Source organism: Chryseobacterium sp. 2TAF14 (assembly GCF_052115105.1).
In the GTDB taxonomy this organism is placed as follows: domain Bacteria; phylum Bacteroidota; class Bacteroidia; order Flavobacteriales; family Weeksellaceae; genus Chryseobacterium.
The window spans coordinates 1-15660 of the sequence record NZ_JBFRGA010000072.1 but is presented as its reverse complement, the minus strand read 5'-3'; the positions used below and the strand labels follow the sequence as shown (position 1 = coordinate 15660).

Genomic DNA, 15660 nt, shown 5'->3' with positions numbered 1-15660 from the left:
GTTTACATTCCGACCAATGTAAAGAATTTTCCAACCGTAATATGGTTTCACGGTGGCGGAATTACAGGCGGACAAAAAGATATTCCTGAAGAATTAAAAAATAAAGGGATTGCCGTTGTTGGCGTAAACTACAGACTTTCGCCAAAAGTAAAAGCTCCGAAATATATCGAAGATGCTGCAGCTGCAACAGCGTGGGTTTTTAAAAATATTAAAAATTACGGAGGAAGTGACGAGAAAATTTTCATTYCAGGGCATTCTGCAGGAGGATATCTTGCAATTATGGTTGGGTTAGATAAATCTTATTTAAATAAATATCAGATTGACGCCAATAAATTAGCCGGAATTATTCCTTTCAGCGGACAAATGATTTCCCATTTTACGACAAGAAAAGAAAAAGGAATTGATGAGCTTGATGCAAGAATTGATGAAATGGCGCCCTTACATTTTATCCGTGCCGATGCGCCGCCTTTGCTTCTGATTACCGGTGACCGTGAAAAAGAGCTTCTCGGAAGATATGAAGAAAACGCTTATATGTGGCGAATGATGAAGCTGAAAGATCATAAAGAAACGGTGCTTTATGAGTTGGATGGCTTCGATCACGGCGGAATGGCTCATCCTGCTTTTCCTTTACTTTTAAATGAAATTAAAAGAATTGAAAAACTAAAAAAATTCAAATAAATCTGCCAATTATTTTTTTTGAGAAACGATAAAATCGATCATCTTGTTATTCAGTTCATTTTGATAAGTTTCCTCAACGTTTTTGAAACCGTGATTTCCTTTTTTTACAATAATTAAAGAGTTTTGAGTGTCGGTTTTCTTTAATGCTTTTCTCAGTCTTTTTGAATGTCTTAAAGGTGCAACCTTATCTTTATTGCCATGCAGAATTAATGTTGGAACGGTGTTTTGAGTGTAGCTTAACGGTGAGATCTTTTCACACGCTTCGATTACTTTTTTTCTTTCTGTTTTAATGTCGTAACCGGTAATTCCTTTGGCAAGTTTTGTTCTGATGTTGATAATTTTTTTTGAAATTAATCCTACAATGAAAAGTAAAGGTTTGGGCGCTTTTGTATGAAGCAGCCTGTTCATGTCAGTCGGTCCGAAATTATCAACCACATAATTTACTTTAGCCGAATATTTTGAAAGCTGCGGATCACCAACAAAATCTTGGTCTTCTGTATATGCGCTTAAAAGCGAAAGTTGTGCACCCGCAGAAACGCCCCACATTCCGATGTTGTTTTCATCAAAATGATATTTTTCTGCATTTTTACGAACCCATCTTACCGCATCTTTTGTATCCTGAATAGGTGCAGGAAAATGTATATCTTCACTTACCAGACGATAATTTATGCTGATGACAACGAAGTTTTTTTCTAAAAGTTTTAAAGCGGTATCTTCAATGTAATTATTTGCGGTAATTATCTTGTCACCTTCCACCCAAGCTCCGCCGTGAACGTACATCACAACAGGAAGTTTCTCGGTTTCGGTATTTTTCGGACGGTAAATATCAAGCTGAATATTTTTGCCTGCTTCATCGGTTTTGTAAGCAACATTTTCAGAAACATCGGCCTTCTTAAAAAGAATGGTGCTTTTCTGCTTTTGCGAAAATCCGAATGTGGAAATTGTGATTAGGAATAAAAAAAATAGGCTCTTTAAAAACCTATAATTTTTTGTATCTGAGTTGAATACGCTCATAAAATATTTCTTTGGGTTGCTATTTTACCAATTCTTCAAAAAGCTTACCAAAAGTTTTATTTAAATCTTTAGATTTTCCGGGATGAGGTCTGGAAGTTTGTACCACTGCACTTCTCACCGCCGTTAACCATCGGAACCTGTCCGGAATTTCCAGCAAAGCGATCGGGCCGCCTTCTTTTTTTCCTTCGGCAATATTTTTAAAGCTTTCCAGATTTTTGATAATATCATCGTAATCAAGCTTGCTGTGCATCAGCTTAAATTTATCAGGGCAAAGATGAAATTCTACTCTGATGAACTTTTCTTTTTTCGAAAACAAAACCAGTCCTATATTGAAAAATTCTTCTCTTTCAACTTTAGGAACCAAACGTATTACGGCGTATTCGTATATTTTATCCTCTTGCATTTTTGGCTTCGTTTAAAAAGATTTGAGAATTTTCTAATCGGGTCTTCAGGAAGTTGAAATAAACTTCACGGATCTCATCCGGATTTTCTTCAGCATCGCTCCAATGCAGCCAGTCTTGCGGAATTAAATCTGCAATTTCTCTGAATAAAGCTTCATTTAAAACTTCATGCGCAAACTGATCGGCTTCATCCAGTTTTGTAGCCTGCGGAAGCAAAACATGGTCTTTTACATATTTAAACGGAGTTTTTGCAGCCGCATCAAAATTCTGCCAGGAATGATGGAAATAAAAAGACGCTCCGTTATCAATGATCCACAATTCTTTATGCCACATTAAAAGATTGGTATTCTTAAAAGTACGGTCAATATTGGTAATAAATGCATCCAGCCAGACAATTTTTGAAGCCAGAAGCGGATCGACTTTCACACTCGAATCATATGCGATAGAACCTGAAAGATAATGAAGACCTAAGTTTAATCCTTCAGATTTTTGTAATAAATCCTGGATTTCTTCATCGGCTTCCGTTCTTCCGAAATCTACATCAAGGTTGACAAAAACCAGCTCGGGAATCGGTAAACCCAAAGCTTCGGTAATTTTTCCGCCTAAAAATTCTGAGATCAACATTTTTACACCATGACCGGCGCCACGGAATTTTAAAACATATTTAAAATCATCATCGGCTTCTGCCAAAGCAGGAAGTGAGCCGCCTTCACGAAGCGGCAGAATGTAGCGTTGTACGGTAACTGTTCTTAGATTCAACATGATGCAAAAATAAGGTTTTCCTTTGTGTTTAAATCTATTTGTGTTATTTTTAGGATGAAATTTAAATGTATTTAGAAAATTCTCACGTATATTAATTCAATATGATAGATTTTAGACAAAATAAAGATCTGCATAGTTTACTCAATCTGCGAGAGATTAAATTTTAAAGAATCAGAATATGCAAATCACAAAAAAACAAAATATCATTCTCTCAAATCCCGAAACCAAAGATTTTCTTGCCGATGCATTTTATCCTGAAACCGACAGTAAATTACCGTTGGTTATTTTTGTTCATGGTTATAAAGGCTATAAAGATTGGGGCGCCTGGAATTTAATGGCAGAAAAATTCGCAGAAGCAGGTTTTTTCTTTGTGAAATTTAATTTTTCACATAACGGAACCACTGTTGAAGACCATGAAAATTTTGCAGACCTTGAAGCTTTTGGAAATAATAATTACTCGAAAGAACTTTCAGATCTGAGTTTTGTGGTTGATTATTTTAGTAAAAACCCAAAAGTTGATGATCAGAAAATAATCTTGATCGGGCACAGTCGCGGAGGAGGAATTTCTATTATTAAAACCTGCGAAGATGAAAGAATTAACGGGCTGATTACTTGGGCAAGTGTAGATACCCTGGAAAGGTTTCCGACAAATGAAAACCTTGAAAAATGGAAAGAAAACGGAGTTTACTATGTAGAAAATGGCAGAACAAAACAGCAAATGCCTCACTATTACCAGTTTTTCGAAGATTTTAAAAATGACGAGCATCGCTTTGATGTAGAACGCTCAATGGAAATGACAAAAGCCCATGTTTTAATTATCCATGGAACCAATGATGAAAGTGTAAATGTAAAAAATGCAGAACACCTTCATATCTTACACCCAAATTCAGAACTGTATCTTATTGAAAATGCCAATCATACATTTGGTGCTAAAGAACCTTGGGAAAATAATGTTTTACCGAAAGAACTGAATGAAGTTGTGGAAAAGTCTATTGATTTTATAAAGCAAAATATCTGATTTTTAATGTTAAAAAACTTGTTGGTGTTATAAAATTTCATACTTTAGTGAAACATTAATTAATAACATCAAACGAAAATTTTATGAAAAATTCAAACTTAAAAAATGAGCAGAGAAGCTCAAAAACAAATTTCGGGAGGAGGTTTAGAACCAATACAATGTGCAACAGGCTGCCATAAATATTATATTGGTGACGGACAAGGCATAAAATGTATTGTACCGCCATGTCAATCTCCAAATTTTGGAACACAAAGCCAAGATTCTAATGGACGTTGGCAATGTTGTTACTAAACATTGATAAAAACAAAAGGAGTGAAAACATTCACTCCTTTATATTTTAATTCTACTTAAAATTTATTTAACCAAAATCTTCCAGGCTTCTTCAATCTTACTTTCGAGTAAAAGTTTTTGAGCCTCAAAATGGATGTTTTCTTCATCATAACAGTTATCAGAAGGTAAAACTTCTACGTTTGCCAACATTCCCAAATCGTTTCCTGTAAAGACTTTGCTGAGCTTTATAGAGTCAGGAAGCTGATCAAAACCAATTCCTTTTGTTACCAATGGCTTCGGGACTTCAAAAAGATTATTCTCATTGTTTCTTGAATACCAGTTTCCGCCGAGACGAGCAACCATATCTAGTTTTTTTTGGTCAAGATTGCCTTCCTCATTCAGATATTCTTCCCTGATGTGGATTTTCTGAACTTCACAAATAACCAGATTTCCCGCACCGCCCTGATCGCCTAAAGATTTTACTTCTAAAACTTTACACTCAAAATTAACAGGGCATTCTTCAATAAGTTTAGGTTTCACCAAATCAGCATCTTTCATGGTTAATCCGGCTTTGATGAATTCATTCACGCCGTCACCGTATTCTGTGGAAGCCAAAGAAATCTGCTGTACAATAGGGAAATTTACTGTTCCGATTACAACTTCAGAAGTTTCCAAAACGTTTTCCAAAGTATGTTTTGTGGTATTATCACGCACTCTTCTCGATGGTGAAAAAATCAAAACCGGAGGAACGGTACTAAACATATTAAAGAAACTGAAAGGCGATAAATTAACTTCACCATTTTTATCAACCGTAGAAGCTAATGCAATCGGTCGCGGTGAAACGGCGGTCTGCATTATGGTCTGTAGTTGTACGGGGGGTATTTCGGATGGGATTACTGTTTTCATGTTGTTTGTTTTTGATACTTAAATTTAAGTATTCACATTAGATATAATTATAAAAACGCTTCGACTACGCTCAGCGTGACATCTCTAAAAATATTCATTAAAACAGTTAGTATTGGAAATGTCATGCTGAGCGAAGTCGAAGCATTTAACTTATTTGTTTAAAATTATAATTAATTCGCAGGAATAATTTTGCCAGAAACTTCGCCAAAACCAACTCTCACTCCATCTTTTTCAGCCCAGGCTTTCATTGTAATTGTATCGTTGTCATCAATGAATTTTCTTTCCTGTCCGTTGCTTAACTGGATTGGGTTTTGTCCTCTCCAGGTTAATTCCAGCATTGAGCCGAAAGATTTTGGATCGCTTCCTGAAATCGTTCCGCTTGCGTACATGTCGCCAACCTCAACATTACAGCCGTTTACGGTGTGATGAGCCAATTGTTGAGTCATGTTCCAGTACATGTGCTTGTAATTGCTTTCAGAAATTAAGTTTTCTTCACCATTTTCAGGCTGTAAATAAACTTCAAGATTGATTTCGTAATTTTTATCTCCCTCAAATTTTAAATAATCTAAAACTTCAGGATCTTGTGTAGGAGAAGCTGTTTTAAATGGTTCTAAAGCTTCAAGCGTTACTACCCAAGGCGAAATTGAAGAGCCGAAATTTTTCGCCAGAAATGGTCCTAAAGGAACATATTCCCAAGACTGAATGTCTCTTGCAGACCAGTCGTTGAAAACGACCATTCCGAAAATGGCGTCTTCAGCATCTTTTGTAGAGATACTTTCGCCCATTTCGGTATTTTTATTAACGATGAATGCCATTTCAAGTTCAAAATCTAATTGTTTTGAAGACCCGAAAACAGGTTTGTCTGCATCTGCAGGTTTCATCTGACCTTTCGGACGGTTGATTTCCGTTCCTGAAACCACGATTGAGGAAGCTCTTCCGTGATAACCTACCGGCAAATGTTTCCAGTTTGGAAGCAATGCATTTGCAGGATCTCTGAACATTTTTCCAACATTAGTTGCGTGCTCGATGCTGCTGTAGAAATCGGTATAATTCGGGATGTGAACAGGCATCATCATTTTTACCTGATCTAAATCGTAAAATGCTTCTTCGATGGTTTTTTCATCTTTAGATAAAATAGAACCTTCAAGCAATAATTCCTGTATTTTCAGGCGAACTGCGTTGGTTACGGGTTTTCCAAGCTCGATAAATTCGTTTAAAGTATATGCTTCAAAAATATTGTCATCAAGACCTTCAATTTCTTCAAAATAACCAAGATCGTACAAAGTGGCAAGATCTACAACCTGATCTCCGATTCTTGTACAGCATCCTATGAATTCTTTATTGAAAACAGCGACTCCGAAAGGAATGTTGTGGATTGAAAAGTCTGAATTTGATGAATATTCTACAAATGATTTCATAATTTTTGTAATTTAAATTTAGATTAGAATAAAATCAGTGATGATTTTACTTTTTAGCTTTAATCTTGGGTTTAGAAAAGGATTCTTCGTCAATCCATCGGTCTTTGTTGTTGACGTCGATAAGGTATAGAATACCGTCCTGTCTTGTAAGTAGCAGTGTTTTGGTAACCGGAATGGGTACTTTTTTGTTTTCAAGCAAATCGGCTCTCAGCGAGATGATATTTTTCCGGCTTCTTACAACATCACCGGAAAACACATTAGAAGTGCTTTCGCCGGTTGCTTTATCATCAAAAACTTCAACATAGGTTGCATTTTTACCTTTTATGACGATGAAGTTTCTTTCCGTATGATCTGATGAATCTTTGATAAAAACAAATTTCTTGTCATCTATATTGACAGATTCCAGATTCTTATTGATTCCTTTTCTTTCTTCAAGACGGGAAAGTATGTTGTTTAATGTGCCATACTGAGCTTTAAAGCCAAATGTTGCGCCAAAAAAAAGGATTCCGATGAAAAGTTTTTTCATAATACTGTACTTTTATAAAAAAGTTTTGTCAAGATCTGCATCCTGACAAAACTCTGTATTTACTATTTTAGATTAAAGATTTCCTCTTTTTTCCTGCTCTCTTTCCAATGCCTCGAACAATGCTTTGAAGTTACCTGCACCAAAACTTTGTGCACCGTGTCTTTCAATGATTTCGAAGAACAGAGTAGGGCGGTCTTCTACAGGCTTGGTAAAGATCTGTAGTAAATATCCTTCTTCATCGTGATCGATAAGGATACCCAAATCCTGAAGTTTTTTAAGGTCTTCATCGATGTGACCCACTCTTTCAGGAACCATGTCGTAGTAAGCTTCCGGCGGAGCAGAAAGAAATTCTACACCACGTTTTTTCAATTCGGTCACTGTGTGAATAATATCTTTGGTTGCAACAGCAATGTGCTGTACACCTTCTCCTTCGTAGAAATCTAAATATTCTTCCACCTGAGATTTCTTTTTACCTTCTGCAGGCTCGTTGATCGGGAATTTTGCATATCCGTTTCCGTTAGACATTACTTTAGACATCAAAGCAGAATATTCTGTGTTGATTTGCTTATCGTCAAAAGAAAGGATGTTTACAAAGCCCATTACTTTTTCGTACCACTCAACAGTTGGGATCATTCTGTCCCAGTCTACGTTACCAACGCAGTGGTCAACATATAATAAACCTGCTTCTTCCGGTTGGTAAGCACTTTCCCATTTTTGGTAACCAGGCATGAAAGGACCTGTATAGTTTTTTCTTTCGATAAACATGTGAACTGTCTCTCCGTAAGTGTAAATTCCGGACATTCTTACTTCACCATGCTCATCAGTTAATGTTGTAGGCTCTAAATATGGCTTTCCTCCTCTTTTTGTAGTCTCTTCAAAAGCTGCATAAGCATCATCTACCCAAAGTGCCAGAATTTTAACACCATCACCGTGTTTTTTCACGTGTTCATTGATTGGAGAATCAGACTTTAAACCTGTTGTAAGAATCAATCTGATTTTTCCCTGCTGAAGAACATACGATGCACGATCTCTTACTCCTGTTTCCGGACCTGCATATGCAACAGACTGAAAACCAAAGGCTGTTTTGTAATAATGAGCCGCCTGCTTAGCGTTTCCTACATAAAATTCAATGTAATCTGTACCATTAATTGGTAAAAAATTCTCAGCCTGAGCAATTTTTTCGGCAAATGTAAGTGTTGACATATTTTCTATTTTTACTTTTATTAAATGGCCTGCAAATTACGAAATTCTAATAAATAATTAAAAACAAAATTGTCATGCAATCGATTGTATTATTTTTAGTTAAATCTAAAGTTTGTTTAAGTATATTTAAGTTTATGTTTGTTTTATTATTTATTTTATATTTGTTATAGATACAGGATGTCGAAAAACAAAATTATTTCAAAACAAAGAAAGCCGTAATTATTTACGGCTTTCAATTTTTGTTATTTAATCTTCCTGCGTCAGGATTGTAATTGTCCCATATTTTCCAGACGTTATCGATTTTGCGGATAAAATAAATTTGGGTATTGAGCTGGTTTACAAAATGTGTTTCTTCTGTTTCTCCAACTTTGAAAAGAAGGTTCCAGAATTCATGGGTTTCAAGAACCTTTTTATCTGGCTCGTCTGTGATGATATTTACATCAAATACTTCAAAATTTGAGCGGTTGTTTTTAGTAACGAGTTCAAACTGTCTTTCGCAGAGTTCATTGCTGAAAGCCGAAGCTCTTTCAAGAAACGGAGAATTATCAAACACCAGATCTTTGAATAAATCTAATTTTAAGGTAGGAAAATTTTTATATAAATTGAAAACGGCGTCACAATATCGATAGACAATATCAACCGAAAAGATATCGTTGCTTACTTTTTTTTCAAATACATGGTTTTCTTTAATATCATGTATGTAGTCATTGAGGTCTTTAAAGCCCAGAAAAATGCATATTTTATCTAATGTTTTTAAAAAACGAAGGTCGTTGTGGGTTTTATCTTGATAATCGCTTTCAAAAAAACGTTGTAAGGTGATGTGTGAAATTGTATTTCCGAGCTCGAATAACTTATCGTTTTTAAGCTCTTCAGACAGAGCCAGTTCATCTTTAATGATTTCTGAAAGAATGATGTAATGACTTCTTTTCCATTCGTCTACCTTTCCTAAAACTGAATCCTGTACTTTCGGATGCTTCGCAACTTTACCTTTTATAGAATTATAAATTGTCTTCATTTGTGTAATTTTATAATAACAAAAAAAGTCTTTAGCACATAAAATGCTAAAAACTTCATGGTTATTTTATCTAAAAGTAAGAATTTTTTTTAATTCAAAAAAATAGACCTTATTTTTTTAATGTTTAAATCTTTCATAAGCTGCTCTTTCAAGCATTTCTCTGTCGTCAGGATGGGCAATGCTGATTAATTCCTGGGCTCTCTGGCGAAGGTTTTTTCCATACAGATAAACACTTCCGTATTCTGTAACTACCCAATGAATGTGACCTCTTGTTGTAACAACTCCGGCTCCCTGCTTTAGGAAAGGTACAATTCTGGAAACCCCTCTTTTGGTTCTTGAAGTAATAGCGATAATTGGTTTTCCGTCTTCGCTTAATGCAGCTCCTCGCATAAAATCCATTTGTCCGCCGATTCCGCTGTACTGCGTGGTTCCGATAGAATCTGCACAAACTTGTCCGGTTAAATCAATTTCAATCGCAGAATTGATGGCAACCATTTTTTTGTTCCTCATAATATTGATCGGGAAATTCACCGTGCTTACATCGTCAAATGAAAATACCGTGTTGTCATCTACATAATCATATAATTTTCTTGTTCCGAAACAAAAGCTTGTTATGGTTTTATTATCATTGTAGCCTTTATATTTGTTATTGATGACATCATTTTGAATCAAATCGATTACTCCGTCGCTCAGCATTTCGGTATGTACACCAAGATCTTTGTGGTTTCCTAAACATTTTAAAACGGCATCAGGAATTGTTCCTATTCCCATTTGTAGCGTAGATTTGTCATCAATTAATTCTGCAACGTTTTTTCCGACGAGCATTTCATCAGGTCCAACTTTTGAACCGTAATCAACTGTGGGAAGTTCTTCTTCATGCCAAACCAGTTTATGAATTCTACTGATGTGGATCATTCCGTCACCATGTGTTCTCGGCATCAGTGGATTTACGACTGCAACAATCGTCTGCGCCGTATCAACTGCAGCTCTTGCCACATCTACAGAAGTTCCCAATGTACAAAAACCGTGTTTGTCGGGCGGAGAAACCGTGATAAATGCAACATCAAGCGGTAAAATATTTTTTCTGAAAAGAATAGGAATTTCACTTAAAAAAACAGGAACGAAATCGCCTCTTTCCGAATTCACCGCATCACGAACCGGAGTTGAAACGAATAATGAATTGACGAAAAACTTGTCTTTATATTCTGGTTTGGCAATTTCTACATTTCCTTGTTGTGTAATAGAAACCATTTCTACTTTATCGAGTCTGTGTGATTGTCTTGCCAATTCGTCGATTAAATGGTTCGGAGTACATGCACTCCCATGAAAAAACACCCGGTTTCCGCTTTTTACAGTGTATACAGCTTCTTCTGCACTTATATAATTGTACATTTTCTAAAATTTTATTCTACGATTTTCTTTAATACCTTAAAGATACTCTATAATGGTTTTATAAGCTATAAATAAGAGGCAATATTTATCATGTTTTAGTGAAACTTAATATAAAAAGGACTGAATTTGTAAATTCAGTCCTCAAATTTTTTTGTATAAATTTTAAAGCTAAAAGCTAATTGCCAAAAGCTGTATTATTCCTGTGAACGATCTTCCAAACTATGATCTTCGCTTTCCAGCCATGAAGTTTTGTAAGAAGGATCTTCCACTTTCATCGCTTCTTCTGTAATTTTTAATGGTCTGAAAGGGTCAACCATTACTGCATATTCTTCAGTGAATTTTTTACCGATACTTCTTTCCATTGCTCCTGGATGAGGACCGTGAACAATTCCTCCCGGGTGAAGAGTGAAATCCATTAAATCGATATGATTGCGGCTCATAAAATCACCTTCTGTGTAAAACAATACTTCGTCAGAATCTATATTTGAATGATTATAAGGTGCAGGAATTGCCATAGGATGATAATCATACATTCTTGCACAGAACGAACAAACTACAAAATTATGCGCCTCAAAAGTCTGGTGAACAGGAGGTGGTTGGTGTATTCTTCCCGTAATCGGTTCAAAATTTTTGATATTAAATTTATAAGGATAAAAATAACCGTCCCAACCTACAACATCAAATGGATGCGTTGCGTAAATGAAATCGGTGATCTGATTTTCTTTTTTTACTTTAATTAAAAATTCTCCTTTTTCGTCTTTTGGCTCAACAAAAGTTGGGGCGATGATGTCTCTTTCGCAAAACGGAGAATGCTCCAAAAGCTGTCCGAATTCGTTTCTGTATCTTTTCGGGGGGTAAATCGGAGAGTGACTTTCAACTACGAAAAATACGGTATCGTCAGTGCACGTATAAACGCTCGTCACACTCAGCGTTTTTGTAGAAATAATCCATTGACTTTCTGGGTTTTGACAATCCCATTTTCAGGTCATTGTTTACCAGAAGAAACTTGCGGCTGTCCATAAAATCGTCTTCAGGAGTAACGTTCATTCCTTTAAACATTCTTGGAGTAACGTTTTTGTCTACGGCAATTTTCGGTGCTACATCTTTCGGCTCGCCAATCGATTTAATCTGGGTAGGGCGGTGAACGTGATAAAGCAAAGAAGAAATCCCGTGAAAACCTTCCGTTCCGAAAAGCTGCTCGTAATAGAATTTGTCTTCAGGAGATTTGAAAATTGTATGCCTTTTTTGAGGGATATTTCCCGACTGATGGTATCTCATTTTTACTTTTATATCTTGAATTTCAAATTTAATATTTTTTAATGAATTGAAATTTAAAAACAAATTTTATTTAAGTTTTGTTGATCTAAAAATAAATGTTAGCTTTATCTAACAATTTTATTTCATGAAGCAAATATTATTCTCTGTAGTCTTTTTATCCTCATTTTGTTTCGCTCAGGAAACAGACAGTTTAGATTTAAATCCAAATCAAAAAAACGATTCTGTTAAAATTTTGAAACGAAAAGAAATGAAAACAACAGATATTGACGATGTTGTGATCACCGGAACGATAAAGCCGGTCAGCAAATCTAAAAGCCCGGTTGCAGTGGAAATTTATAGTCAGAAATTTTTCCAGAAAAACCCGACTCCGAATATTTTTGAAGCAATTGCGATGGTGAATGGCGTAAAACCACAGTTGAATTGCTCGGTTTGTAATACGGGAGACATTCACATCAACGGTTTGGAAGGTCCTTATACAATGATTTTGATTGACGGGATGCCGATTGTGAGTTCGCTTTCCACTGTTTATGGTTTAAGCGGAATTCCCAATAGTTTAATTGACAGAATTGAAGTAGTGAAAGGTCCCGCTTCGTCAATTTACGGATCTGAAGCGATGGGCGGAGTGATCAATATTATTACGAAAAATGCTTTGTCAGCTCCAAAATTGAGCGTCGATTTAATGACAACAAGCTGGGCAGAAAATAATGTTGATCTTTCTACAAAATTTAATTTAGGCAAAAATGCGGCTTCTTTATTAAGCTTAAATTATTTTAATTCAACCAAAAGATTTGATGAAAATAATGATAATTTCACCGATGCAGCGTTACAAAACAGAATTTCAGTTTTTRATAAATGGAATTTTCAAAGAAAAGAAAATCGTTTGGCGAGTTTTGCATTAAGGTATTTATATGAAGACCGTTTTGGCGGAGAAATGCAATGGAATAAATCGTATCGCGGAAGCGATGAGGTGTATGGAGAAAGTATTTATACCAACAGAGTAGAAGCTTTCGGAGTCTATCAATGGCCGATAAAAGAAAATATTGTGACCCAGTTTTCTTACAATTTCCACGACCAGAATTCTTTTTACGGAACCAATTTATATGAAGCGACTCAAAAAGTAGCTTTTGCACAAACGTATTGGGATAAAAAATTGGGAGATCACGATTTGGTTTTGGGATTGACTTTCAAAAGAACTTTTTATGACGATAATACTCCCGGAACTTTATCGGGCGACGGATTGCAAAATGAGCCGATGAAATCACCGATTTTAGGAGCTTTTATTCAGGATCAGTGGGAAATTAATGAAAAAAACACCTTGTTGTTGGGTTATCGTTTTGATTATGATAAAATTCATCACGCAGTACATTCGCCACGTTTTGCTTGGAAATTTTCTCCCAATCCGTATCATACGTTACGTTTTAATTTTGGGACAGGTTTCAGGGTTGTGAATCTGTTTACAGAAGATCATGCTGCTTTGACGGGTTCTCGGGATGTTGTCATTCAGTCTGATTTAAAACCTGAAAAATCTGTTAACGGAAACCTGAATTATGTATGGAAAATTCCTGTTGGTGACAAGCTGATCAATTTAGATGCTTCTGCATTTTATACCTATTTCAGCAATAAAATTGTAGGTGATTTTGATACCGATCCTGAAAAAATTATTTACGACAACCTTAATGGTTATGGGATTTCAAAAGGCGCTTCTTTGAATGTGGATTATACTTTTAATTTCCCTTTAAGCATAAATTTTGGTGTTACCTATTTAGATGTGTATCAAAAATTTGATGGTGAAACTGAAAAATCTCAACAGCTTCATGCCCCGAAATGGAGCGGAACGTATAATCTGAGCTATAGATTTCCGAATAATTTAGCAATTGATTTTACAGGACAGTTTTACGGACCGATGCGATTGCCGGTTTTACCGAACGATTACAGACCGGAGTATTCGCAGTTTTATAATCTTGCTAATATTCAGGTTTCAAAAAGTTTTAAATCCGGATTTGAAGTGTATTGCGGAATTAAAAACCTTTTCAATTTTACACCGAAAGATCCATTAATGCGACCGTTTGACCCGTTTGATAAAAATGTTGATGACCCAATTAGTAATCCGAATCATTATACTTTTGATACGACTTACGGATATGCGCCGATGCAGAAAATACGAGGTTTTTTGGGTGTGAAATATACTTTGAAATGATGATATTATGAATTTTAAAGCATTAAGGAATTTTAGATGTGAAGTTATTTTAAGATTTAGATAAATCTAAATTAAGCGGAATGCTTAATGAATATCATCGATATTTCCTTAAAAAATCTTAGCAACTTATAGGTCTTAATGGTTTAATTTATTAAGGTTATGAAATTTATTATATTTTTAATGTTGGTACCGTGTTTTTATCTTTCACAGGTGAAAACCGGTACTTTTTCGGATTGGGAAATTCAGCAGAAAATCAATCCRAAACCTACAATTATTCATGTGTATACCGATTGGTGTGCAATCTGCAAGATCGAATCTTTTCAATTAAATAAAGACAAAGAATTGGTTGAGATAATTAACGAAGGTTTTTATTTTATCAATTTTGAAGCTGAAAAAACAAAAGAAAAAGTAAATTTTCAGGGAAAAGAATTCAAATATTTACCCAACGGAAATTCCGGAATTCATGAGCTGGTTTTGGCTTTGTTTAAGAACAAAAATCAGCCAGTTTATCCGTTATGGATTTTTTTAAATGAAAAGCAGGAGTTGGTTTATTATCATGAAGGGCAATTTAAACCTGAAAAAATGAAAGAGAAATTGAATGAAATTTTAAAACTATAATCTTTTTTCTCGCAGATTGAGCAGATAACGCAGATTTTTTATTAATTATTATCTGCTTAATCTGCTCAATCAGCAAGAAGTATTATTTCAAAAGTACCGCAATAATTGCTAAAATTGCCGGCAAAGCCTGAACAAAAAATATCTTTTTCGTGGCAGAAATTGCACCGTAAATTCCTGCAATAGCAACGCATCCCAGAAAAAATAAAACAATATTGGTTTGCCATTTTTCATCTTCAATAAAAAAAGACCAAATCAATCCTGCAGCCAGAAAACCGTTATACAACCCTTGATTGGCGGCCAAACCTTTTGTGGGCTTAAACATTTCGGCAGGTAAAGCAGTTTTGAAAACTTCTTTTCCTTTGGTTTCCCAGGCAAACATCTCCATCCAGAGAATATAAAGATGTTCTATTGCGACAACAGCGATTAAGATTTTGGCAACGATTTCCATGATTTTTTGTTTGTTATTGTAAAACTAAAAAAATAAAGTTAAGTTTGGTTACACAATTTCAAAAATGGAAACTTTCAAAGCGCATTTACACAAATTTATTACCATCAGCGATGAAGAATTTGCTTCTGTATTTTCTTTTTTTAAAGTTTTAAAAATAAAAAAGAAAGAAAATCTACTGCTTGAAGGCGAGGTTTGCAAATGTAAATATTTTGTTTTGGAAGGCTGCCTGAGAAAATTTTTCGTCAATGAAAAAGGCGTAGAGCAAACCACCGAATTTGCCATCGAAAACTGGTGGATTTCCGATACTTTTGCTTTTGAAAAACAGTTAAAATCAGATTTTAATATTCAGTCTGTAGAAAATTCTATCGTTTTGTCGATTGATTATCATTCTCAGGAAATGCTGCTGCAAAAACATCCGGTTATGGAACGTTATTTCAGAATGGTTTATCAGACTGCTTATGCTGCTGCCGAAAAAAGATTCCGCTATATTTATGAGATGTCGAAGGAAGATTATTA

16 protein-coding genes and 1 pseudogene are annotated in these 15660 nt (G+C 35.2%); 6 read left to right on the top strand and 11 right to left on the bottom strand.

From position 1 onward, the window contains the following. A partial coding sequence (locus AB4Y90_RS09535; protein WP_441557219.1) for an alpha/beta hydrolase occupies positions 1-678 on the top strand: 678 nt, incomplete at its 5' end. Positions 679-687: 9 nt separating this feature from the next. On the opposite strand, the gene AB4Y90_RS09530 is transcribed toward AB4Y90_RS09535, so the two are convergent. Genes AB4Y90_RS09530 through AB4Y90_RS09520 form a run of 3 tightly spaced genes read right to left on the bottom strand, consistent with a single transcriptional unit; the run spans position 688 to position 2855 of the window. Continuing rightward, positions 688-1692, bottom strand: coding sequence for an alpha/beta hydrolase fold domain-containing protein (locus tag AB4Y90_RS09530; protein ID WP_441557217.1), 1005 nt, complete (start codon positions 1690-1692; stop codon positions 688-690). A gap of 19 nt (positions 1693-1711) precedes the next feature. Then, complete coding sequence (locus AB4Y90_RS09525) at positions 1712-2095, bottom strand: DUF3037 domain-containing protein (protein WP_441557216.1); 384 nt, start codon at positions 2093-2095, stop codon at positions 1712-1714. Beyond that, positions 2082-2855 (bottom strand): HipA family kinase, encoded by a 774-nt coding sequence (locus tag AB4Y90_RS09520; RefSeq protein ID WP_441557215.1) that lies wholly within the window; start codon positions 2853-2855, stop codon positions 2082-2084. Before AB4Y90_RS09520 ends, AB4Y90_RS09525 begins: the two co-directional genes overlap by 14 nt. Before the next feature lie 178 nt (positions 2856-3033). On the opposite strand from AB4Y90_RS09520, the gene AB4Y90_RS09515 reads away from it, so the two are divergent. Together AB4Y90_RS09515 and AB4Y90_RS09510 are read left to right on the top strand one after the other, a co-directional pair. After that, a complete protein-coding gene (locus tag AB4Y90_RS09515) occupies positions 3034-3873 on the top strand; it encodes an alpha/beta hydrolase family protein (protein WP_441557213.1) in 840 nt (279 codons plus the stop codon). A gap of 105 nt (positions 3874-3978) precedes the next feature. Continuing rightward, positions 3979-4164 carry a hypothetical protein gene (locus AB4Y90_RS09510; protein ID WP_441557211.1) on the top strand — a complete coding sequence of 62 codons (186 nt, stop codon included), beginning with the start codon at positions 3979-3981 and terminating at the stop codon, positions 4162-4164. Between the two features lie 63 nt (positions 4165-4227). Here the strand turns inward: AB4Y90_RS09510 and AB4Y90_RS09505 are convergent, their stop codons facing one another. The 7 genes and pseudogenes from AB4Y90_RS09505 to AB4Y90_RS09475 form a co-directional block, all read right to left on the bottom strand. Continuing rightward, complete coding sequence (locus AB4Y90_RS09505) at positions 4228-5049, bottom strand: flavin reductase family protein (RefSeq protein ID WP_441557209.1); 822 nt, start codon at positions 5047-5049, stop codon at positions 4228-4230. A gap of 170 nt (positions 5050-5219) precedes the next feature. Continuing rightward, on the bottom strand, positions 5220-6467 hold the full coding sequence (gene fahA / locus AB4Y90_RS09500) for a fumarylacetoacetase (RefSeq protein ID WP_441557207.1): 1248 nt from the start codon (positions 6465-6467) through the stop codon (positions 5220-5222). A gap of 46 nt (positions 6468-6513) precedes the next feature. Beyond that, on the bottom strand, positions 6514-6993 hold the full coding sequence (locus AB4Y90_RS09495) for a hypothetical protein (protein WP_441557205.1): 480 nt from the start codon (positions 6991-6993) through the stop codon (positions 6514-6516). A gap of 72 nt (positions 6994-7065) precedes the next feature. Continuing rightward, positions 7066-8196 (bottom strand): 4-hydroxyphenylpyruvate dioxygenase, encoded by a 1131-nt coding sequence (hppD, locus tag AB4Y90_RS09490; RefSeq protein WP_441557203.1) that lies wholly within the window; start codon positions 8194-8196, stop codon positions 7066-7068. Between the two features lie 232 nt (positions 8197-8428). Continuing rightward, positions 8429-9211, bottom strand: coding sequence for a hypothetical protein (locus AB4Y90_RS09485; RefSeq protein WP_441557202.1), 783 nt, complete (start codon positions 9209-9211; stop codon positions 8429-8431). A gap of 117 nt (positions 9212-9328) precedes the next feature. Next, complete coding sequence (locus AB4Y90_RS09480; protein ID WP_441557200.1) at positions 9329-10603, bottom strand: acetyl-CoA hydrolase/transferase family protein; 1275 nt, start codon at positions 10601-10603, stop codon at positions 9329-9331. Between the two features lie 194 nt (positions 10604-10797). Next, positions 10798-11881: pseudogene (locus AB4Y90_RS09475) on the bottom strand (homogentisate 1,2-dioxygenase). A 124-nt stretch (positions 11882-12005) separates the two neighbouring features. On the opposite strand from AB4Y90_RS09475, the gene AB4Y90_RS09470 reads away from it, so the two are divergent. Together AB4Y90_RS09470 and AB4Y90_RS09465 are read left to right on the top strand one after the other, a co-directional pair. Next, positions 12006-14078, top strand: a complete 2073-nt coding sequence (locus AB4Y90_RS09470) for a TonB-dependent receptor plug domain-containing protein (protein WP_441557198.1) — start codon at positions 12006-12008, stop codon at positions 14076-14078. A gap of 159 nt (positions 14079-14237) precedes the next feature. After that, entirely contained in the window at positions 14238-14696 is a 459-nt protein-coding gene (locus tag AB4Y90_RS09465; RefSeq protein ID WP_441557197.1) for a thioredoxin family protein, read from the top strand. A gap of 82 nt (positions 14697-14778) precedes the next feature. Here the strand turns inward: AB4Y90_RS09465 and AB4Y90_RS09460 are convergent, their stop codons facing one another. Beyond that, positions 14779-15144: a DUF1304 domain-containing protein gene (locus AB4Y90_RS09460; RefSeq protein ID WP_441557196.1), complete on the bottom strand. Its 366-nt coding sequence runs from the start codon at positions 15142-15144 to the stop codon at positions 14779-14781. Between the two features lie 64 nt (positions 15145-15208). On the opposite strand from AB4Y90_RS09460, the gene AB4Y90_RS09455 reads away from it, so the two are divergent. Beyond that, positions 15209-15660, top strand: a 452-nt coding sequence (locus AB4Y90_RS09455; protein WP_441557195.1) for a Crp/Fnr family transcriptional regulator, incomplete at its 3' end; no start/stop codon positions are given.